Origin of the sequence: Mycobacterium asiaticum (assembly GCF_001673315.1) — a bacterium.
In the GTDB taxonomy this organism is placed as follows: domain Bacteria; phylum Actinomycetota; class Actinomycetes; order Mycobacteriales; family Mycobacteriaceae; genus Mycobacterium; species Mycobacterium asiaticum_B.
The window spans coordinates 95,371-115,369 of record NZ_LZLQ01000098.1 but is presented as its reverse complement, the minus strand read 5'-3'; the positions used below and the strand labels follow the sequence as shown (position 1 = coordinate 115,369).

Below are 19,999 nucleotides of genomic sequence, written 5' to 3'. Positions count from 1 at the left end.
GTGTCGGACTTCGCTGCTCGGGCAGGACCTTTCGGATATGGAATGGGGATCGCGACGATGGGGATTTCTGAATTCGACGACGTCGGGGCCCATCTGCTCGAGCCGGAAGAGAGCGTGGACTCCGAACAGACAGGCATCGACCTGGACGAAGGCTACTCGCCTCCGGAAAAGCCGCGGGAATTGCGGGCGTGGGGACTTACCGCAAGTGAAGCGCGCGTCGGGGAGAGTCTGGAGCGCCGGCTGGCCCAGGAGCTACCCGATATAACCGACCAGTGGGACGGCGACGGGATCGGTGACAGCGCCGACAGCGATGGCGAGCCGATCGACGACCAGGTCGGGGACATGCGGGCCGGCCGACTCGTCGCCTTCGATGTCGACCCCACGGATCCGGGCACCGATTACCTTGCGCACGACGTCGGCATCGACGGCGGCGCTGCGTCAGCCGAGGAGGCCGCGATTCATATCATCAGCGAAGAGGACATCATCGCCGGTGAGGGATGGCTTCTCTTGTGACCTGGCGCCCAGCCCGTCGTTGAGGTTTGAGCTGTGGTGACTCGCATCGTCATCCTCGGCGGCGGCCCGGCCGGCTACGAGGCGGCACTGGTCGCCGCTGCCCGAGGACCTGAGATAGCGCAGGTTACCGTGGTGGACGCCGACGGTATCGGCGGTGCGGCAGTCTTGTGTGACTGTGTGCCCTCAAAGACTTTCATCGCCTCCACCGGGTTGCGCAGCGAACTACGACGCGCGTCGCCGGGCTTGAACATCGATATGGCCGAGGCGATCTCGTTGCCCGGGATCCATCAGCGGGTCAAGACATTGGCCGCGGCCCAGTCCGCAGACATCACCGCAGACCTGCTCAGCATGGGCGTCGAGTTGATCGCGGGACACGGTGAGTTGGTAGACGCGACTCCCGGGCTGGCGCGTCACTGCGTCAAAGTGACGCATTCCGATCCGGGACGTGAAGGCCCCATCACCAGCACGCATGATGCCGACGTGGTACTGATCGCGACTGGCGCGAGCCCGCGGATCCTGCCGTCGGCACAGCCCGACGACCAGCGGATCCTGACCTGGCGCCAGCTGTACGACCTCGACGTGCTGCCCGAACACTTGATCGTCGTCGGCTCGGGAGTCACCGGGGCCGAGTTCGTCAACGCTTACACCGAACTCGGTGTCACGGTGACCGTAGTGGCCAGCCGAGACCGGGTGTTGCCCTACGAGGATGCCGATGCCGCGTTAGTGCTGGAGGAATCGTTCGCCGAACGCGGCGTCAAACTGGTCAAAAACGCACGTGCGCAATCGGTTACCCGCAGTGCGGACGGAGTTGTGGTGGCGATGACCGACGGCCGCACCGTCACGGGCAGCCACGCCCTGATGACGATCGGATCGATCCCCAACACCGGCGGCTTGGGCCTGGAGCGCGTGGGCATCGAGCTGGACCGCGGCAACTACCTGACTGTCGATCGAGTGTCGCGGACATCGGTGCCCGGCGTCTATGCCGCCGGGGACTGCACCGGACTGTTGCCGTTGGCTTCGGTTGCCGCGATGCAGGGCCGGATCGCGATGTATCACGCGCTGGGCGAGGCCGTGCACCCGATCCGGCTGCGCACCGTCGCGGCGACGGTATTCACCCGACCCGAGATCGCGGCGGTCGGCGTGCCGCAGAAGGAGATTGACGACGGCTCGGTGCGCGCCCGAACCATCATGCTGCCACTGGAGACCAATGCACGCGCCAAGATGTCGGGACTGCGGCACGGCTTCGTCAAGCTGTTCTGCCAACAAGCCACTGGGGTGGTAATCGGTGGTGTGGTGGTGGCTCCGATTGCCTCGGAGTTGATCCTGCCCATCGCGATGGCCGTGCAAAACCGGATTACGGTCAACGAGCTGGCCGAGACACTCGCCATCTACCCTTCGCTGTCGGGCTCGATCACCGAGGCGGCTCGGCGGCTGATAGCTCACCATGATCTCGACTAATGCACACCCACGCGACAGCGATCATCACTGGTCGCGCCTTTAGGTATCACCCGGGTGAATGGTGCTGTGGGGTGATGACAGTCGGCGCACCTCCAAGCCACGCTCATTACCGATAGAAGCAACGCTCACACACCGATAGAAGCAACGCTCACATACCGATAAAAGCCACGTTCACATACCGATAAAAGCCACGCTCACACACCGATAGACCGGTGCCACGTCGACCAATCGTCGCGCCGCCAACCAAGAGTTCAGGCCGGTTCGGCCGGTACCAACCGGGAAGGGGAATCGCCGATGGGATCATGGCCTAACAACAACCGCGCTGCATACCGCTCGTGCCTGACGCCGCACGACCGGCAGCTGCTGGCCGGCGCGTACTGGCCGGTCATCGCGCTCGCCGTCCCCACTATCACCGCCCGAGTCACACGTTGGCGGCGACACCAGCAGGAGGCTGGCATCCGATGACGCAAAACCCTGTCCTGACAGCGCTATCCGCGGCCGGGGTATCCGTCTGGCTGGACGACCTGTCCCGCGACCGCCTGACATCGGGCAACCTACAGCGATTGATCGACACCAGAAGCGTCGTCGGCATCACCACCAATCCCTCGATCTTTCAGCGTGCAATCTCACACGGCCAGGCTTACGACGAGCAGATCACCGAATTGGCCGCCCGCGGTGCCGACGCCGACTCGGCGATCCGCACTGTCATCACCGACGACGTGCGGCAGGCCTGCGACATCCTGCGACCACAATGGGAAGCCTCCGGCGGCGTCGACGGACGTGTATCGATCGAGGTCGATCCGCGACTAGCCCACGACACCGACCAGACGGTCAGCCAAGCCGTCGAGCTGTGGAAAATCGTCGACCGGCCGAATCTGTTCATCAAGATCCCCGCCACATCGGCCGGTATGCCGGCCATCACCGCCGCAGTGGCCCAAGGTATCTCAGTGAACGTGACGCTGATCTTCTCGGTCGAGCGGCATCGTAACGCGATGGATGCCTACCTGGCCGGCCTCGAAGCCGCGAAAAACACTGGCAAAGATCTGAGCCAGATCTATTCCGTCGCATCCCTGTTCGTCTCCCGCGTCGACACCGAAATCGACCGGCGGCTTGAGACTATCGGCACCGACGCGGCGATGGCCCTGCGTGGGCGGGCGGGAATCGCCAACGCCCGGCTTGCCTATGCCGCCTATCAGCACGTATTCCAAGAGGGACAGCGTTACGCCGCGCTTAGCTATGCCGGGGCCAATGTGCAGCGCCCGCTGTGGGCATCCACCGGGGTAAAAAACCCCGACTACCCCGACACCATGTACATCACCGAACTGGTTGCCCCAAACACGGTCAGCACCATCCCGGAAAAGACCTTGGAGGCACTCGCTGATCACGGCATAATCGCCGGCGATTCCGTCACCGGCACGGCCCCCGGCGCCCAAACAGTCCTCGACAAGATCAGCGCCGTCGGCGTGGACCTCAACGACGTTTTCCGGGTGCTCGAACATGACGGTGTCGCCAACTTCAGATCGGCTTGGTTGGAATTGCTCGAGTCCTATCCCGGTTCCGCATCCGCGGTCCAGCAGAACCTTCCGTGACCAATGAGTATCGTCAACAAAGGCTTTCACGGACGCCGTGCTGACTCGGCCGTCAAGCTGCCGCCCGGACAACATCTGACCGTGGACTTCCCCGTCCTGCAGGCGGGACCGACGCCCCGCATCGACCTCGACCGATGGCGATTCAGCATCCGCGACGAGCGTGGTGCCATACATGCGTGGACGTGGACCCAGCTGAACTCGCTGCCGAGCGAGCGGATCAATGTCGACATCCACTGCGTCACCACATGGTCCAAACTGGATACCAGGTGGGAAGGCGTATCCCTGGACACCCTATTCGAATCAATCGACACCGCAGCCGAATTCGCACTGGTTGGCTCCTATGGCGGTTACACCACCAACCTTCCGCTGCGGGATCTTCGCGGCGGCAAGGCGTGGGTGGTGTATGCCTACGGGGGCGCGCCGCTCACCCCAACGCACGGTGGTCCGGCACGGCTACTGGTGCCGCACCTGTACTTCTGGAAGTCCGCGAAGTGGGTGAAATCCATTGAGTTGCGGGACAGCGACACGCCAGGATTCTGGGAAGGGTTGGGCTACCACAACTACGGCGACCCATGGCGAGAACAACGCTACACCGGGGATTGACGGCGACTGTGGACCTTCACGTCGTACCCAAGATCCAGTGGCAAGTCGCGCGCGTGGTGAACTCTCAACCAGAAACCGATTCTTCACGCACGATCGGGCTGACCGTGCCCGGCTGGCAGGGCCACCTGGCCGGCCAGCACATCGATCTCAAGCTGACCGCTGAGGACGGTTACAGCGCACAACGCAGCTACTCACTGAGTAAACCGCCCGACGGTGAACGCATTGAACTCACCGTCCAGCAAATCGCCGACGGAGAGGTCTCGCCCTACCTCATCGGACTAGAGGCCGGCGACGAGATCGAACTTCGCGGCCCCATCGGCGGGTGGTTCGTCTGGAGACCGGGCGAGGAAGCTCGGGTACTGCTGGTTGCCGGCGGATCGGGAATTGTGCCGTTGATGTGCATGCTGCGGCATCGGATAATGGCCGGTTCGGCGTGCTTTCGGCTGGTCTACTCGGTGCGCAACCCCTCCGACGTGTACTACGCCCAGGAACTGGACCGGCTGCAGCGCGAATGTGATTGGCTTCAGGTCGCGCTCGTCTACACCCGCTCGGCCGCGCCGCAGACCGCTCGGCCGCCTGGCCGAATCCGCTCGGCCGACCTCGCGCCGGCCGGGTGGGGCCTGCACGATGGCGTGCGCTGCTATGTCTGTGGCCCAACAGGATTCGTGGAATCGGTGGCCAAAATGCTGATCGAGCAGGGGGTTCCGCCGTCGACCATCCGGACTGAGCGGTTTGGGCCGCGCTAGTACCAGAAAACGAGGAATGATGACCGAGCCAACGCACGTCGACGGCAACGCGGCCGCGGGCGCCTTCGCGCAAGTCCTGGGATTCGATGTCACCACGGCCACGCTCACCTGCGGGAACTGCGGTCGCGCAATGCGCTTCGCTGAAAGTCACGTCTATGACCACGGCCCCGGAGTCGTGGTGCGGTGTCCGGCCTGCTAGGACGTCCTGGCCCGGTTGGTGCAAACGAAAACCGATGTGTGGCTCGACTTCGGCGGCGCCCAGTCCTGGCGTATCGCGATCCCGTCCCACTGATGCAAAACGCACATATACCGTCTGTGCACCACAACGCCAGGGAGCCAATATGGTTGAGCATCGCCACGTCGAATTAGACGCCGAGACGCGGGAAATCAGGACACACCGGCTCGTGTTGCGACCGTGGCAACTTGATGACGACGCCGCCGCATTTGCCGTATACGGTTCGCCCGAAGTGGCGCGCTGGTTGTGTCCGGCCATGTCCCCCGTCGCCGACCAGGCCGAGATGCGACGTGTCCTTGGGGCGTGGATCGGCGAAAGCGACGCGACCGGGCTCCCGTTGGGTCGCTGGGCGATCACCGACAAGAACAGCGGCGACGTAATCGGGGGGGTAGCCCTGCTTCCACTGCCGCCGGGCCGCACAGATCTGGAAATCGGGTGGCAGGTGTCTCCGAAGGCATGGGGCTACGGGTACGGCGCGGAAGCCGGACATGCGGTTGCTCATCAGGCCTTCGAAAACCTCCATATCAGTGAGGTCTTTGCAGTCGTGCGGACGGGCAATAGCCGTGGTGTGGCTACCGCCCGGCGAGTGGGGATGGAATGGGTTGGTGAGACCGACAAGTATTACAACCTCACGCTGCAGGTCTACCGCCTGACGAAGGCCGACCTAGACCTACCGGAGCCGGCTTGTGCGCACTGAGCACCGCCGGCGGGAACGCTCAAGTAATGCTCCTGCGCACGTTGCTGTCTGGCGTTGCCGTGACGGTGCCGTATATCGGTTGTCGTGTTCTCACCCGGGTGAACTACACGCCCGGATGAGGACAACTCACCCCTTGCGCAGAGATAGTGGCATTGATCTCACCGCCACCCGCAACGCTCGGCTCACCATCTCGACCAACTACGTCGCCGGCGAAGCGGTCCGGGTTCGGCGGCGGCCACGCACGAAAGCGACACACAGAACGGAGACCGGATGTCCCACAATGAGTCCACCGCCATGATGACTGATCGGCCGGTGAGGTCTCGAGCGAGCGGCATCGCGCCTCTCATCGCGCGCTACGGCTTGGCCATAGTCCTGGCCTGGTTTGGCGCAATGAAGTTCACCCACTATGAGTCCCAAGGCGTTTCACATTGGGTGGCCAACAGTCCCTTTTTGAGTTGGTTCTACGACATCATGTCCATCGACGACTTCGGTCGGTTGAATGGATCGATCGAGTTGATCACGGCAGTGCTGTTGGCGCTCAAGCCGTGGTCACCGAAGGCTTCCGTAGTTGGCGGGGTCGTCGCGTCGTTGTTCTTCGTAACGACGCTGAGTTTCATGGTTTCGACCCCCGGGGTTGGCGAGGCGTCGGCTGGTGGCTTTCCCGTTCTGTCCGCCGACGGCGAATTTCTGATGAAGGACATCGCGCTCATCGGCTTAGCAGTGTGGCTGCTGGTGGACTCCATCGAGGCGGTTCGCAGAAAGACGTTGGTCGCCGAAACGCATTGACATATCACGCTGACGACATATCACGCTGACGAGGTGGCGTCCGCCGAAGAAACCGCTGTTCGGTTGCTAGCGCGGACGCACGCCGCGCGGCAAAACAGGAGCCAAAAGTGACAGCGCCAGCCGAAAACCATTACGACCTCCTTGTCCTGGGTGCAGGATCCGGAGGGTATGTGGCAGCTATCCGCGCTGCCCAACTGGGCATGACCGTCGGGATAGTCGAGGAACGCTATTGGGGTGGGGTGTGCCTCAACACCGGATGTGTCCCCTCAAAAGCACTGCTGCGCAACGCCGAAATTGCCTCCATCATCACCCACCAGTCCGCCGCATTCGGTATCTCCGGCGACGTTAGTCTCGACTACACCCGTGCCGCGTCGCGCAGCCGCGAAGTCGCCGAAGCCCGGGTGCGCGGCGTTCATTTCCTGATGCGCAAGAACAACATCACCGAGATTGACGGCCACGGCCGTTTCACCGGCCCCCACAGCCTCGCCGTAGATCTATCCGAGGGCGGCAGCAAGTCACTGACCTTCGAACACGCCGTCATCGCGACCGGTTCGCGGGTGCGCATGCTGCCGGGAGTCAACTTCAGCGAGAACGTCGTCTCCTACGAACAACAGATTCTGAGTTCCGATCTGCCCGAGTCAATCGTGATCATCGGCGGTGGTGGCATCGGCATGGAATTCGCTTATATCCTGCACAGTTACGGCGTACGGGTCGATATTTTGGAATTCGCCAACCGCGTCCTCCCGAACGAGGACGCCGACGTTTCCCGAGAACTTCAGCGGCACTACCGCCGCCGCGGCATCACGATTCACACATCCGCCCGCGTTGACAAAGTCGTTGACCACCGCGATCACGTCGCCGTCAGCTACACCCGCGCGGACGCAACGTCTGCCACTGTGCAGGCCGAGCGGGCCTTCATCTGCATCGGATTCAGTCCTAACGTCGAAGAAATCGGTCTCGACGCCGCCGGAGTACGTCTCACTGCCGGCGGCGCGATCGACATCGACGACTACATGCGGACATCCGCGCCCCATATCTATGCGGTCGGTGACGTCACCGCCAAATTGCAGCTCGCGCATGTCGCTTCCGCACAGGGCCTGATCGCCGCCGAAACCATCGCCGGCACAGAGACGATGCCACTGGACTACCGGATGATGCCACGAGTCACGTTTTGCCAGCCGCAGGTCGCCAGCTTCGGCTACACCGAAGAGCAGGCCCGCGCTGCCGGTCACCAGGTACGGGTCGCCTCATTTCCCATGCAGGCCAGCGCAAAAGCTCACGGACTGGGTGAACGCGGCGGTTTCATCAAAGTGATTGCCGACGGCGAGCACGGCGAGCTGCTGGGCGCACATCTGGTAGGCAGCGAAGTCAGTGAGCTCCTTCCCGAATTGACCCTCGCACAGCTGTGGGACCTGACCGCCACCGAGCTTGCCCGAAACATCCACACACATCCGACAATCGGTGAAGGACTGCAGGAATGCTTCCACGCTCTCACCGGCGAGGCCATCAATCTGTAGTTGCCGAAATCGCGGATGTCATGGTTTCCGCTTCACGTACCTTGCTTCAATCACCCGGGTGAATAGGTGGTTCGGGTGATGCCAACTCGCCCCACGAAGTTGCAGCCTCAGTAGAACCAGAAGCCGGCGAACCTTCGGCCCCGGGCTGGCGAACGGGCAGCAAAGCTGAGGCCGTCAACAACAACCACGGAGGGACCCGGAGGAGCACCCATGTCACACGAATACAACAAGAACCCAGCCGCCGTCGACGCGTTGAATCCTGAGCAGTACCGCGTCACACAGCAGAACGGGACCGAGCGTCCATTCTCCGGTGAGTATTGGGCCAACAAGGAACCTGGCATCTACGTCGACGTCGTCTCTGGAGAGCCGCTTTTCGCATCGGTCGACAAGTTCGACAGCGGCACCGGCTGGCCCAGCTTCACCAAACCCATTGACGCGAACAACGTCGTCGAAAAATCCGACCGGAGCCACTTCATGGAACGCGTCGAGGTGCGCTCGACCCACGGTGAAAGTCACCTCGGACACGTCTTCAGTGACGGGCCGAAGGCTCAAGGCGGCCTGCGGTACTGCATCAACTCGGCTTCGCTGCGCTTCATTCACCGCGACAACCTCGAAGCCGAGGGCTACGGGCAATACCTGAGCCTGTTCACCCACGCCGGTCCGGTACCGCACGGCGGGGGCCACCACGAGTGACCACCGCACTGACGGGCACGGGTGCTTCGCATTGCGTTGCACCGCCTAAGGCGGCCGGCCGGCAGGAAGGGCGTGACGGGGTATGGCTGAGGGTATTGTCTTGACGGCCGCGGCCGCTCTGGTGATGACCGCATCTCCAACGGTGAATCCGGTTGGCAGCGTGTCGATCATGGTCACGGGTAAGACGCTGGCAGAGATCGACCTTCTGATCGCGAGACGTTGTGTCGATATCGACCTCGCGGACACACCTGGGGACCGTCAACGCAGTTATGCGCTGGACACAAATCCGGTCCGGTTGGACACGCTGAGTAGTGATCCGGCGGTGGTGATCCGGTCCGTCGGCATCGTCGATCGCACCGACCTCGTCATAGCCGTGCGGTTCGAGGTCGATGATCGATTCAGGCAGCGCACCTTCGTGTTTCAGCACGATTGTGGTGACGTCTGCCTCACCGCAGACTCCCCGGTGGCCGCGAAGCCACTGCCGCTGAGCCGATTCCGCTCGGGAGGGCTCCCGCTACCCCGAGCCGTCGGGGCCACGAACTGTGACGGAAGGATGCACCAATGAATGAGGCGTACGTCCTGGGCGGAGTGCGAACGCCGTTCGCCCGCTATGGGGGCACACTGTCGGGGATCCGTGCCGATGACCTGTTGGGAATGACACTCAAGGGCGCATGCGAACGGGTGGGCGTGCCCCTGGATGCCGTGGAAGATGTCGTCGCCGGGTGCGTGAACCCCGCCCACGAGGGGATGGGTGACATTGCACGATGGGCCGCACTCGCCGCCGGGTTTCCCGACAGCGTCGCGGGCGTGACCGTGAATCGGTTCTGCGGCTCGTCGTTGAGCGCCGCGGTGAGTATCAGCCACGCCATCAAGGCGGGTGATCTGGGCCTGGGCATTGCGTGCGGGGTCGAGTCGATGTCGCGCTCGGGATGGGCGCTGATGAAAGGCGACGCGGCTTTCAGTCCGCGTGGTCCGGTCTTCATGCTCGACACGATGTGGAGCGGCGCCGGCGGGCCGCCGAATCCGGTGTTGTTGGCGCGTAACGCGTACATCGGCATGATCGAAACGGCGCAGAATGTCGCGGACCGGTATGCACTGAGCCGCCAGGAGATTGACGCGTTCGCGCTGCGCTCGCAACAGCGCGCCAAGGCCGCTCGCGATCGGGGCAGGCTGGCCAAAGAGATCATGGCGGTGCCGATCGCGGCGACCAGGAAGGCGCCGGCGCGCTTAGCGGAGCATGATGAGTTCATCCGCGATGGCGCCACCGCGGAGGCGCTAGGGGCTCTTCCTGCCCAGCCGGGAACCACGCAGATGACGGCGGGCAACTCCTCGCCCTTGAGTGACGGTGCGACCGCTGTCCTGATCGGTTCGAAAGAGCGCGCAACCGAATTGGGCGTCGCGCCGTTGGCCAGGGTGGTGTCTAGCGCCGTGTATGGGATCGATCCGCTGATCATGGGTATCGCTCCGGCCTGGGCGATGCCGGCGGCGATCCGCCGCGCCGGCCTGACTCCGCAACAGATCGATGTCTGGGAGATCCACGAGGCGTTCAGTGCACAAGCATTGGGAGTCCTGCGAGAGTTACCCAATCAGCTTGACGGCTTCGTCGTTCCCGACGACAAGGTCACACCTAACGGTGGCGCGGTGGCGATCGGACATCCGTTTGGCGCTACGGGGGCGCGGTACCTGCTGACGTTGTCCATTGAACTGCGGGAACGTGGCGCTCGCTACGGAGTGGTGGGGGTGTGCATCGGTTCAGGCCAGGCGGTGGCGGTAGTGGTGGAAAACCCTGAAGCCGTTTAGCTTTCAGCACGCCGCCGCAGGCCACCGGGTATCGGTGATCCAGCGATGAGCGTCGAGCGCGGCCGCGCAACCGGTGGCTGCAGCTGTGATCGCCTGCCGGTATCGACGGTCGATCAGATCGCCGGCGGCAAAGACGCCGTCTACTGAGGTGTGGTTCGTACCGTCGCGGATTCGGATGTAACCCTGGGCATCAAGGTCGATGCGCCCCCTCAACAGATCCGAGCGTGGCATCTGTCCGACCGCGACGAACGTTGCGGCAACGCCGATTTCGTACTCGGCAGCGCTCTGCATATCGCGCAACCGCAATCCGGTGACATAATGCTCGCCGCACACGGCCAGCACTTCAGTGGACGTCAGGATCGTGACATTGGGACGGGTCCGAAGCCGGGCTACGGCGATAGCCGACGCCCGCAACTGGGGACGGCGGTGGACAAGAGTCACCCGCCGAACTCGCGGCACCAGGTAAAGCGCTTCTTCGACTGCGGCGTCGCCACCTCCGATAACCGCGACCTCGCGACCCGCGAACTGGTCACCGTCGAGTTTGGCGCTGGCGCTGAGTCCGCGGCCGATCAATTTCCGCTCGCCGGGCACATCGAGGGGTCGGTTCACCGAGCCCATCGCCAGGATCAACGCGCGGGCATGACACACCTCGTCCCTTACCGCGACGTCCCTTACCGCGACGGCCTTTGGCTCACCGTGGAGATCGAAGCGGTGGACGATGCCTGCCTTTAGTTCGGCGCCGAACTGCTGCGCCTGGTCACGCATCGCAGCAGCCAGCGCGGGCCCGCCCACCAACGGGGCGACACCGGGATAGTTGTCCACCTGCCCGGCGGTCATCAGTGCGCCGCCGGGCCGCTCGCCTTCGACGACGACGGTGTCCAATCCGGCTCGTGCGCTGTAAATCGCCGCGGTGTAACCGGCCGGGCCTGACCCGACGATGATGACATCACGGACCCGACCCGCGGCCACCCGCTCGGGCGGTTCTCTCAACCGAGCGCCTCGATGAGGTCCCGGCAGGCTCGTTCACAGCGACGGCATACCTCGGCACACACTCGGCAATGTTCGTGTCTGGCCGCATGCTTGTCGCACTCGTCGCCGCTTGTCTTACAGGCGGTAGCGCAGGTTTGGAGGACCGTCCTCGTCAAGTTGGCGTCGTAATCCGTGTGTCGGGACAAAACCCGACCGGTTGTCGCGCAGACATCCGAGCAGTCAAGGCAAGTACGGATGCACTTGGTCAAGTGGTCGACATCGTCTTCACTCAGACAGGCGTCCGCACACGCTGTGCAGGCTTGGTCGCACTCGAAACAAGCATCGATACATTCGACCAGCTTGGCTATATCGATCCGGCCCAGATCTCGCGGATAGGTTTCGAGCATTCTCCTGGCGGCGCTCACTTGGTCCTCCTCGTTCAGCGCGATGGTTGTCTTTGAGTCACCTGCTGTGCCGCTAACACAACAGAACACGGCTGCACGGGTGTAGCCGTTGACAGCATGGCGCAAGAGCGGGTGATTTGTCTTCGACCGCTTCCCTCATTCATCCGGGTGATATTGGACACGTGGAATCGTCTTGATGCATTGCGCGGCAACGGCACTCACCCGGATGAATCCGCCCGGCGGGTGATGACCAATCACCCCGCGCCGATAGATGCTATCTCCAGAACTCGAGCGGAGGTCCCAATGGAGGCAAGGCAATACCCCACCTGCGGTCAGCTGCGTGAGAGGTCGGGTGCTCGAAATGGCGCTCCTGAAGGAGGGCACACCAAGCTGCCTGCTTCGCCCAATCTGCAACCAGACTTATTGCTTACCAATGCGTCTCGCAACGGCCGGAGCATAACGTGAATCGCGTGCGCGAGCAATGCACAACGGTGCCGGCCAGCCCGCTGAGCGCTCAACAATTTGAGAGCGCCGTCATCCCACTTCTCGAGCCCCTCTATCGGCAGGCTCTTCGCTTGACCGCCAACCCAGCGGATGCGGAGGACCTGGTGCAAGAAACAGTGCTCAACGCATATGCCGGTCTCCGGGCATTCGAGCCGGGAACGAACCTCAAAGCGTGGCTGCGGAGGATCATGATGAACGCCTATATCAGCGGCTACCGAAAGCAAAAGTGCCGTCCCGCGCAACATCCGACTGGCGAGATCACCGATCAACAGCTGGTAGCCAGCGCCTCACGGATGCCTAGCGGCCTACGGTCGGCTGAAGATCAGGCGCTCGAAAAGCTGCCGGACCCTTACCTCAAGGCGGCAATGATGGTCTTACCTGAGCAGTTTCGTGTCGTTGTCTATTTCGCCGACATTGCGGGATATTCCTACAAGGAGATCGCAGCGATGACGGACACCCGGCAAGGGACAGTAAGTTCGAGACTCAACCGCGGACGGAAACAACTGCGCGCTCTGTTATTCGACTCACCAGCCGGCCACGCGGCCAAGACAATCGGCAAGGCCCCATGCGGGGCCACCCAACACCAGGCAACACCAAGCAACTTGTCACCCGCACCCCAGCCATAGGCGACACCCGGTAGCCGATGATGACAGGACGTTCTGCCGGAACATAGCCTAGCCGCAATACATTACGAGCTCCGAGCAAAGCATCTATTCCCAGGCACGTCAGGCCGTAGCTGCTTCCGCGCCGGCACCGTCACTGCGACTGGGCAACGTCCACTGGGGGCGAACGTAATGGCATGTGTAACCGGATGGGTAGCGTTGCAGGTAGTTCTGGTGCTCGGGTTCGGCTTCCCAAAACTCCCCGGCCGGGTTGACTTCGGTGACAACGGTTCCGGGCCACCGCCCCGAACCCTCGATGTCCGCGATGGTCCGATCCGCTATTTGCTTTTGCTCGTCGTCGAGGTAGAAAATCGCTGACCGGTAACTGGTTCCGACATCGTTGCCCTGACGGTTTCTGGTGGTCGGGTCGTGAATCTGGAAGAAGAATTCCAGCAGGGCCCGGTAATCGGTCTCGTCTGGGTCATAGGTGATTTCGATTGCCTCGGCGTGGCCGGGGTGATTGCGGTAGGTGGGGTGTGTGTTGCTGCCACCGGTGTAACCGACCCGGGTCGACACCACACCTGGCTGGGCGCGGAACAGGTCCTCCATGCCCCAGAAGCATCCACCGGCAAGGATGGCGATCTTGTTGTGGTCGGTCATGATTGCTGCTCCTCGATGCTGTCGTGCTGCCCGGATGACGCTGTTGTGAACAAGCGCAGATACTGCCCGTAACCCTCGGTTTCCAGGTCGTCGCGGTGAATGAATCGCAACGACGCCGAGTTGATGCAGTAACGCAACCCGCCGGCCTCGGCGGGGCCATCCGGGAATACATGTCCCAGGTGGCTATCAGCGTGGGCCGACCGCACCTCGATGTCGTCCATGAAGTGGCTGCGGTCGGGTCTTTCAATCAGGCTGTCCGCGTTGATGGGCCGAGTGAAGCTGGGCCAACCACTTCCGCTGTCGAACTTGTCCACCGAGGCGAAAAGCGGCTCACCAGAAACGATATCGACGTAAATACCGGGTTCGTGATTGTCGCAATACTCACCGGTGAACGGAAGCTCCGTGCCGTTCTCCTGGGTGACATGAAATTGCTCGGGGCTCAGCGCCGCGACCGCGCCGGGGCGCTTGCTGTATTGGTGTGACACCAGGTCTCCTTAGTTGCGGCCGGCCATGATGCCGCCATCGACGTTGAGAATGGCGCCGGTGACCCAACTTGCCGCATCAGACAGCAGATACGTCACTGCGTTGGCCACGTCGGCGGGAGTGCCGACTCGGCCCAGCGGATGTAGTGGCGCGAATGTGTCTAGGGTGGCGTCGATTTCGTCTTTGGGGATGAAGCCTTCGTAGAGCGGCGTCTTGACGACGGCCGGCGCCACCGCGTTGACCCGAATCTGGTGCTCGGCGAGCTCGAGAGCGAGGTTATGGGTCAGGGCATGCAGGCCGGCCTTTTGCATCGAGTATCCCGACGATGGGGTCAGACCGATCGCTTGATGTGCCCACATGCTGCCGATGTTGACGATGGCCCCGCCCTCACCCTTGGCGATCATGCCTTGGACGACGGTTTGCGTGAGGAAGAACAGCGCGTAGTTCAACTCCAAGTAGGAGTCATAGAACGCGGCATCGTATTCGAGAAACGGCTTGGGAACGAAGAATCCGGCTGCGTTGACCAAGAGCGTCGCATCGGCGTGATGCTCAGCAAGAGCGCGCTGAACATCGGCGACCGCGCTGCGATCGGTCAACTCGGCAGTGATCCCCCAGGCTTGGCCTCCGTCACCGGTCAGTCCAGTCACGGTGTCATCGACACGCTCTTTCGACCGGCCGACGATTACCGCGCTGCCGCCGTGGCGCACGATATCAATGGCGACCTGCCGGCCCATACCGGCGCTGCCCCCGACGACGATGACCTTCTTGGAATCGAAATGCATGATGAGAACCCTTCTGCTGATTATTCTCGACGAATCCTGGTGGGCCACTGCGTGTCCGGCAATGGGTTGTCGCCCGGCGGCAACACCCGCCGCTGGTACGTCGTCGTTGAACTGGCTTCAGTCTGCTGCCCGGCGGGGTGAGCCGTCATCACCCCAACGGTGTTTCACCCGGGTGAGTTCGAACGTGACCTACGCTATGGGGCGGCAAGTAGCACGTGGCCGCTGACCCGAGACCCGCCAGAGAGGAACACCTACATGAGCGAATCATCGACGGCGATCGATCCGGACGCGCCGGTACTCGTCACCGGTGCCAGCGGCTACATCGGCAGCTGGATCGTCAGATTGCTCCTGGAAGCGGGGCGCACCGTCCACGGCACGGTGCGCAACCCGCAGAAACCTTCTGGTTTGGAGCATCTGCACAAGCTCTCAGACGCTCACCCCGGCCGGCTGCGACTGTTCAAGGCGGACCTGCTCGAAACCGGCAGCTTTGACGAGGCCATGGACGGCTGCGAGCTCGTCATGCACACCGCGTCGCCATTCCTGCTGTCCGGGGTCAAGGATGCGCAGGAAGCGCTGGTGCGCCCCGCGCTGGAGGGCACCCGCAACGTGCTGGACTCGGTCAACCGCACGCCGTCGGTCAAGCGCGTGGTGCTGACCAGCAGTGTGGTTGCGATCTGCGGCGACAACCGCGATTCTCTCGACGTCCCCGGCGGGGTATTAACCGACGAACACTGGAACACCACCAGCAGCGTCGACCACCAGCCGTATCCGTATTCCAAGACGGTGGCCGAGCGCGAGGCGTGGCGCTACCAGGAGGCGCAGGACCGCTGGGACATGGTCACCATCCACCCGGGCCTGGTGCTCGGCCCATCCCTGACCAGTGCCAGCGACTCCGCCAGCCTGAGCACAATGAAGCAATTCACCGACGGCACCCTGTTCGCCGGAGCTCCCGGGTTGATGATGGGGGTGGTGGACGTGCGGGAGGTCGCCGATGCGCACCTGCGCGCCGGCTTCACTCCGGAGGCTCATGGCCGCTACATCGTCAACGCCGATTCGGTGACTCTGCTGCAGATCGGCAAGATGTTGCGTCGCAAATACGGGCCGCTCTATCCGTTCCCGTGGACGACGCTGCCCAAGGTCGTGGTGAAGGCCATCGCACCCGTCGCGGGCCTGACGCGAAAGTTCGTCGACCGCAACGTGGGTTACCCGCTGGCATTCGACAACAGCCGCAGCCGAAACGAGCTGGGTCTGACCTATCGGCCGCTGGAACAGACCGTCACCGAGCACTTCCAGCAGATGCTCGATGACGGGCTGGTCCGCCGCAGGCCCGGAGCGTAGCGCTCGATCAGGACCACCCTCGGCCACTCAGCCACAGTGGCGGTTCCTGGTCGTTGAACATGCTCTTGGGCCGCCATCGCTGTCGGTGCAGCAGCCGACCGGCGTGATGTTCGGCTACATCCTTTAGGTACTCGACGTCGTCACTGGTCCACGGGTGCTGACCGGTGCCGTCCAACCACCACCTCGGTTGGCCGTCCTGCTCGTAACGGGTAATGCGATAGCGCCCGGCGACGTGCCTACCCTTATGGTCGACCTGCCAGTCCAGTAGCCGCGGGCGGATCGCCTCGGGGACCGACTGGATCAATTCCCGAGGGTGGGTTATCCGGATCTCGATAAACTCACCACCCATACATCAACTCTAATGGCACCGGTCAAGGCCATCACCGCAACAGATGGTCGGGTTGCGGAAGTTGTTCGGCTAGTTCCGTTTTCACCCAGCCCAGACGTCTTCGACGTAGTGGTCGGACTCGATGAGCCCGTTCAGCCAGGCGCGGGCTTGCTCGTCGTCTGCACCCGTTCGTGCCCGGTAGATGTCGAGGAACGACCCGCGCACCGCCGGCGCCATCCGGGCCCCGTCGCCGCACACGTAGACGTGGGTGTCCTTGGCCGGGTCGCCTAACAGGTCCCACACCTCGTCGGCGTCCGCGGCGATCCGGTCCTGCACGTAGCGAACACCGTCTTGCGGCGCCCGGGAGAACGCGGGACGCATCTGCACGATGCCGATGGCTTCGGCCTGCTCGAACCGGTCCCGGAAGATGTAGTCGACCTCCGGGTCGCGCACTCCGAAGAAGCACAACGCAGGCTCTACCGGCGCACCGGTCTGTTGGGCGGCCAGTCGGTCGCCGAGGAAACCGAGGAACGGTGCTACCCCAGTTCCGGCACTGACCAGGATGACGTTCTTGGCCGGATCGGCACCGGACCGGAACGCCTGGCGGGCCGGGTCCACGCGGGCCCGGATCGACTGCCCCGGTTGGACTGTCGCGAGGTAGTTGGAGGCGACGCCTTTGAACAGGCCGCGCCCGGAGCGAGCGGGCGCATCGAGCACACTGACGACCAGCCCCACCGTGCGTGGCGACAGCAGTGACGACGATGCGATCGAATAGTGCCTCGGCACCATGGGATCGAGCAGTTCGAGAAGTTCGGCGCCGGTGAGAACGCAGGCCGGGTATTCACTGAGGCATTCCAGCACGCTGAACGGGCAACCGCCCGGTTCCTCGGCCAGCTCCGTGAGCCGCTGGCGCTGCGCTGGATCACTGTTGGCCGCCGCAAGGCGGTGCAGTTGACTGCTCGTCACCGATTTCTGTAATTCGACGAAGTGCGTGAGCAGTTCGCGAACACTGACCTCACGGTCCAACGCGATGAGCCGCCGCGAACTGCGCCGCGGATTGATCGCCAACCGCAGTCCGGGATCAATGCCGAGTTGGGCCAAAGCCGCGTCGACAACCGCGGGCGGGTTGTCCGCCATCACCGTGAGGTGATCACCGGTCTGGTAGTCGATGCCATCCGGAAGTTCCACGCGGACATTGGTTTTGGCTTGCCCCAGACCAGCTCTGACCAGTTCGGTTCGCTCGACGACAGTCATCGGGATCACCGACGACCGTGCGTCCATGGCCGCCGTCACCGGACCGACGATCCGGCGCAGTTCGTAAAGCGGTTCGTCCGCATCCGTGAGTGGCGCGGCGTCGGGGTCCCCGAAAAGTTCGGCCAACGACGACCACAGCGCGGCAGCGAACTCCTCGATTGTGCCGACCATGTCTCCGGAGGTGTCTGCCGCTGCCCGCGGCACCAATTGGTTGGCTTGCAGCTCGCCGAGCCGCTCGTCGATGCGCTGCGGAACAGCCTGGTAAGTCTCGGCCCAGTTGTGGTCTCCCACACCGAGAACCGCAACGTTGAGCACCGGACTCAGAGTGGTACTCGAGTCGAGTAGCCAGGTGTAGAAGCCGCGCGCGTCGTCGGTCGGCTGTCCGTTGTAGGAGGACGCAATGATCAGCACGGCCTCGGCATCGGGGAAACCGCCGACGGCGTCGTCGAGGCGGGCCACCGTCGCTGAGCAGCCCAAAGCCGTTGCATCGTCGGCGAATTGACGGGCCAGCGCCCGGCACGTTCCGAGGTTCGAGCCGTAAAAGATGGCCAGTCTGGTGCCTGCGGTGATCGCCGTTGGGTGTGGTTCCGCGCTCGGTGCGTCGCCCTCCGCAGGCGGCGCGACGACCGTACGGTCCTGCGGAGTGCGCCGCAGGACGTCGAGATGGAATCCGACGGGGCGGCGGCTGTTCGGGGTTTCCCACTGCGGCACATAGTGGTAGGTGTCGATGAGGCGGTAGCGGTGAATGAGCCGAGCCAGCGCCATTGTGGACTCATGCAGGGCGAATTGTCGGCCGATGCAGGATCGAGCCCCGGTCCCGAAGGGTTTGAACAACGCGGCAGGCCGGGCAGCCGAACGTTCGGGAGTAAAGCGGTCGGGATCGAAGAGTTCGACATTGTCGCCCCATTGCGGCTGACGGTGCAATGCCCCGGTGAGTACGGTTACCGCCTCACCGCGCTTGATCGGATACTTGCCGCCGATCACGGTGTCTTCCAATGCCATTCGATCGAAGTTCAGCACCGGCGGCGACAGCCGCAGGGTTTCCTCGATGGCCTGCCGAAGATAGCTCAGCTTGCCGATGTCGTCGTATCCGGGCTGGTAGTCGTCCTGGGTTCCGAATACGGAGTCCACCTCCGCCTGCACCCGGTGCAGCACCGCCGGATCGCTGACGATGTTGAACAGCGTGTTGGGCATTAACTCCGACGTGGTGAGTTGTCCGGCGATCAGGAAGGTCATGATCTGATTGCGGATATTGTCGGTGTCCAAAACGGGTCTGCCGTCCGGATCCTGCTGCAGCATCAGGGCCAACAGGTCCTCGGACTCGCCACCAGACCTGTGCTCGGCTATCAACCCGTCGATGAACCGGTACAAAGTGCTCAGTTCCTCGTTGAACACGGCCGTCGGAGTTTGAGACGCCAACTCCCCCAGTGCTGTTGTGAAGCTCTGCGGGATAGGAGCCAGGCCCGGATACTCGAAAGAGTCGAAGCGCGAACCGAATCCCGCCAGCGCCACGGTGTCCATGGCCAGTTTCTGCAAGTCGTTCGACACATCCACCGGCCCGATCCCGGCGCTGGCGTCCCACCGTGCGATCAGTTTGTTGTTGATGTCCAGCATCGCGTCGTGATAGGCGCGCAACCCTGCGTAACTGAATCCGGGTAGCAGCACATCGTGTGCTCGTTGCCAGTTGGGTTCGCCGTGGAAGGCCGTGAAGAGGCCGTCGCCGGCCAGCGGCCGTACTCGGGCGAGGGTGGTGGTGAGGTTCTTGGCGAAGCGGTTTTCGTCGCACAGCTCGGTGACGAGTTCCAGCGAACACGCGTAGAGCTTCCTGATGCCGCCGTTGAAGTCCGCGTAGAACAGCGGACCGTGCAATTCGCCGAGTAGGTCCACGGCTAGCGCCCGCGGACGGCCGAGGAGTTGATCGCGCCCGGGAAGAAGTCCCTCAGCTGAGGGAACGCCGTCAAGCTCCGGCGGCGACGACACGTGAAACTCGCTCATGTGGGGCAGCATAGGCCTCCTGCGCGGCCTTCGACCCGGTCGA

General features: G+C 63.2%; 21 protein-coding genes. 14 read left to right on the top strand and 7 right to left on the bottom strand.

Annotation, left to right across the window (positions count from 1 at the left end; genetic code table 11):
• Positions 1-42 precede the first annotated feature (42 nt).
• From A5636_RS15790 to A5636_RS15735, 12 genes are all read left to right on the top strand, one after another.
• Positions 43-513, top strand: a complete 471-nt coding sequence (locus A5636_RS15790; RefSeq protein WP_065159568.1) for a DUF5709 domain-containing protein — start codon at positions 43-45, stop codon at positions 511-513.
• A 33-nt stretch (positions 514-546) separates the two neighbouring features.
• Positions 547-1,971: an NAD(P)H-quinone dehydrogenase gene (locus A5636_RS15785; protein ID WP_065159567.1), complete on the top strand. Its 1,425-nt coding sequence runs from the start codon at positions 547-549 to the stop codon at positions 1,969-1,971.
• Positions 1,972-2,432: 461 nt separating this feature from the next.
• Entirely contained in the window at positions 2,433-3,560 is a 1,128-nt protein-coding gene (gene tal / locus A5636_RS15780; RefSeq protein WP_065159566.1) for a transaldolase, read from the top strand.
• A 3-nt stretch (positions 3,561-3,563) separates the two neighbouring features.
• Positions 3,564-4,163 (top strand): molybdopterin-dependent oxidoreductase, encoded by a 600-nt coding sequence (locus A5636_RS15775; RefSeq protein WP_065159565.1) that lies wholly within the window; start codon positions 3,564-3,566, stop codon positions 4,161-4,163.
• An 8-nt stretch (positions 4,164-4,171) separates the two neighbouring features.
• Positions 4,172-4,909, top strand: coding sequence for a ferredoxin reductase (locus tag A5636_RS15770; protein WP_081287819.1), 738 nt, complete (start codon positions 4,172-4,174; stop codon positions 4,907-4,909).
• 19 nt (positions 4,910-4,928) lie between these two features.
• Positions 4,929-5,108 carry a DUF6510 family protein gene (locus A5636_RS15765; protein ID WP_437339834.1) on the top strand — a complete coding sequence of 60 codons (180 nt, stop codon included), beginning with the start codon at positions 4,929-4,931 and terminating at the stop codon, positions 5,106-5,108.
• A gap of 142 nt (positions 5,109-5,250) precedes the next feature.
• The gene (locus A5636_RS15760; RefSeq protein WP_065159563.1) at positions 5,251-5,841 is read left to right on the top strand and encodes a GNAT family N-acetyltransferase; all 591 of its coding nucleotides are present in this window, start codon (positions 5,251-5,253) and stop codon (positions 5,839-5,841) included.
• A 270-nt stretch (positions 5,842-6,111) separates the two neighbouring features.
• Complete coding sequence (locus A5636_RS15755; protein ID WP_081287818.1) at positions 6,112-6,627, top strand: YkgB family protein; 516 nt, start codon at positions 6,112-6,114, stop codon at positions 6,625-6,627.
• Positions 6,628-6,734: 107 nt separating this feature from the next.
• Positions 6,735-8,144 carry a dihydrolipoyl dehydrogenase gene (lpdA, locus tag A5636_RS15750; protein WP_065159562.1) on the top strand — a complete coding sequence of 470 codons (1,410 nt, stop codon included), beginning with the start codon at positions 6,735-6,737 and terminating at the stop codon, positions 8,142-8,144.
• A gap of 210 nt (positions 8,145-8,354) precedes the next feature.
• Positions 8,355-8,837 carry a peptide-methionine (R)-S-oxide reductase MsrB gene (msrB, locus tag A5636_RS15745; protein WP_065159561.1) on the top strand — a complete coding sequence of 161 codons (483 nt, stop codon included), beginning with the start codon at positions 8,355-8,357 and terminating at the stop codon, positions 8,835-8,837.
• A gap of 82 nt (positions 8,838-8,919) precedes the next feature.
• Positions 8,920-9,402, top strand: coding sequence for a hypothetical protein (locus A5636_RS15740; protein ID WP_065159560.1), 483 nt, complete (start codon positions 8,920-8,922; stop codon positions 9,400-9,402).
• Positions 9,399-10,637 carry a thiolase family protein gene (locus A5636_RS15735; protein ID WP_065159559.1) on the top strand — a complete coding sequence of 413 codons (1,239 nt, stop codon included), beginning with the start codon at positions 9,399-9,401 and terminating at the stop codon, positions 10,635-10,637. The genes A5636_RS15740 and A5636_RS15735 overlap by 4 nt, the downstream gene beginning before the upstream one ends.
• A gap of 3 nt (positions 10,638-10,640) precedes the next feature.
• On the opposite strand, the gene A5636_RS15730 is transcribed toward A5636_RS15735, so the two are convergent.
• On the bottom strand, positions 10,641-11,627 hold the full coding sequence (locus A5636_RS15730; protein WP_253900601.1) for an NAD(P)/FAD-dependent oxidoreductase: 987 nt from the start codon (positions 11,625-11,627) through the stop codon (positions 10,641-10,643).
• Positions 11,624-12,013 (bottom strand): four-helix bundle copper-binding protein, encoded by a 390-nt coding sequence (locus A5636_RS25615; RefSeq protein ID WP_216638841.1) that lies wholly within the window; start codon positions 12,011-12,013, stop codon positions 11,624-11,626. The genes A5636_RS15730 and A5636_RS25615 overlap by 4 nt, the downstream gene beginning before the upstream one ends.
• Before the next feature lie 458 nt (positions 12,014-12,471).
• On the opposite strand from A5636_RS25615, the gene A5636_RS15725 reads away from it, so the two are divergent.
• On the top strand, positions 12,472-13,140 hold the full coding sequence (locus A5636_RS15725) for a sigma-70 family RNA polymerase sigma factor (RefSeq protein WP_065159557.1): 669 nt from the start codon (positions 12,472-12,474) through the stop codon (positions 13,138-13,140).
• A 99-nt stretch (positions 13,141-13,239) separates the two neighbouring features.
• Here the strand turns inward: A5636_RS15725 and msrA are convergent, their stop codons facing one another.
• From msrA to A5636_RS15710, 3 genes are read right to left on the bottom strand one after another with little or no spacing between them, the layout of a single operon-like run.
• The gene (gene msrA / locus A5636_RS15720) at positions 13,240-13,776 is read right to left on the bottom strand and encodes a peptide-methionine (S)-S-oxide reductase MsrA (RefSeq protein WP_065159556.1); all 537 of its coding nucleotides are present in this window, start codon (positions 13,774-13,776) and stop codon (positions 13,240-13,242) included.
• The gene (gene msrB, locus A5636_RS15715) at positions 13,773-14,261 is read right to left on the bottom strand and encodes a peptide-methionine (R)-S-oxide reductase MsrB (RefSeq protein WP_065159555.1); all 489 of its coding nucleotides are present in this window, start codon (positions 14,259-14,261) and stop codon (positions 13,773-13,775) included. Before msrB (A5636_RS15715) ends, msrA begins: the two co-directional genes overlap by 4 nt.
• A 9-nt stretch (positions 14,262-14,270) precedes the next feature.
• Positions 14,271-15,041, bottom strand: coding sequence for an SDR family NAD(P)-dependent oxidoreductase (locus tag A5636_RS15710; RefSeq protein WP_065159554.1), 771 nt, complete (start codon positions 15,039-15,041; stop codon positions 14,271-14,273).
• A gap of 255 nt (positions 15,042-15,296) precedes the next feature.
• Here A5636_RS15710 and A5636_RS15705 point away from each other — a divergent pair, with 255 nt between their 5' ends.
• Positions 15,297-16,379, top strand: coding sequence for an SDR family oxidoreductase (locus A5636_RS15705; protein ID WP_081287817.1), 1,083 nt, complete (start codon positions 15,297-15,299; stop codon positions 16,377-16,379).
• A 7-nt stretch (positions 16,380-16,386) separates the two neighbouring features.
• Here the strand turns inward: A5636_RS15705 and A5636_RS15700 are convergent, their stop codons facing one another.
• Both A5636_RS15700 and A5636_RS15695 read right to left on the bottom strand, forming a co-directional pair.
• Positions 16,387-16,728, bottom strand: coding sequence for a hypothetical protein (locus A5636_RS15700; RefSeq protein ID WP_065159553.1), 342 nt, complete (start codon positions 16,726-16,728; stop codon positions 16,387-16,389).
• Between the two features lie 81 nt (positions 16,729-16,809).
• Positions 16,810-19,956, bottom strand: a complete 3,147-nt coding sequence (locus A5636_RS15695) for a bifunctional cytochrome P450/NADPH--P450 reductase (RefSeq protein ID WP_065159586.1) — start codon at positions 19,954-19,956, stop codon at positions 16,810-16,812.
• Between the last annotated feature and the right edge of the window lie 43 nt (positions 19,957-19,999).

Bases quoted from the DNA above. Each gene is read 5' to 3' on its own strand.
- A5636_RS15740 (WP_065159560.1), top strand. From the start codon at position 8,920: ATGGCTGAGGGTATTGTCTTGACGGCCGCGGCCGCTCTGGTGATGACC.
- A5636_RS15765 (WP_437339834.1), top strand. From the start codon at position 4,929: ATGACCGAGCCAACGCACGTCGACGGCAACGCGGCCGCGGGCGCCTTC.
- A5636_RS15710 (WP_065159554.1), bottom strand. From the start codon at position 15,041: ATGCATTTCGATTCCAAGAAGGTCATCGTCGTCGGGGGCAGCGCCGGT.
- msrA (WP_065159556.1), bottom strand. From the start codon at position 13,776: ATGACCGACCACAACAAGATCGCCATCCTTGCCGGTGGATGCTTCTGG.
- A5636_RS15775 (WP_065159565.1), top strand. From the start codon at position 3,564: ATGAGTATCGTCAACAAAGGCTTTCACGGACGCCGTGCTGACTCGGCC.
- A5636_RS15705 (WP_081287817.1), top strand. From the start codon at position 15,297: ATGAGCGAATCATCGACGGCGATCGATCCGGACGCGCCGGTACTCGTC.
- A5636_RS15700 (WP_065159553.1), bottom strand. From the start codon at position 16,728: ATGGGTGGTGAGTTTATCGAGATCCGGATAACCCACCCTCGGGAATTG.
- A5636_RS15790 (WP_065159568.1), top strand. From the start codon at position 43: ATGGGGATCGCGACGATGGGGATTTCTGAATTCGACGACGTCGGGGCC.
- msrB (WP_065159561.1), top strand. From the start codon at position 8,355: ATGTCACACGAATACAACAAGAACCCAGCCGCCGTCGACGCGTTGAAT.
- A5636_RS15760 (WP_065159563.1), top strand. From the start codon at position 5,251: ATGGTTGAGCATCGCCACGTCGAATTAGACGCCGAGACGCGGGAAATC.
- A5636_RS15755 (WP_081287818.1), top strand. From the start codon at position 6,112: ATGTCCCACAATGAGTCCACCGCCATGATGACTGATCGGCCGGTGAGG.
- A5636_RS25615 (WP_216638841.1), bottom strand. From the start codon at position 12,013: ATGCTCGAAACCTATCCGCGAGATCTGGGCCGGATCGATATAGCCAAG.
- tal (WP_065159566.1), top strand. From the start codon at position 2,433: ATGACGCAAAACCCTGTCCTGACAGCGCTATCCGCGGCCGGGGTATCC.
- A5636_RS15735 (WP_065159559.1), top strand. From the start codon at position 9,399: ATGAATGAGGCGTACGTCCTGGGCGGAGTGCGAACGCCGTTCGCCCGC.
- A5636_RS15695 (WP_065159586.1), bottom strand. From the start codon at position 19,956: ATGAGCGAGTTTCACGTGTCGTCGCCGCCGGAGCTTGACGGCGTTCCC.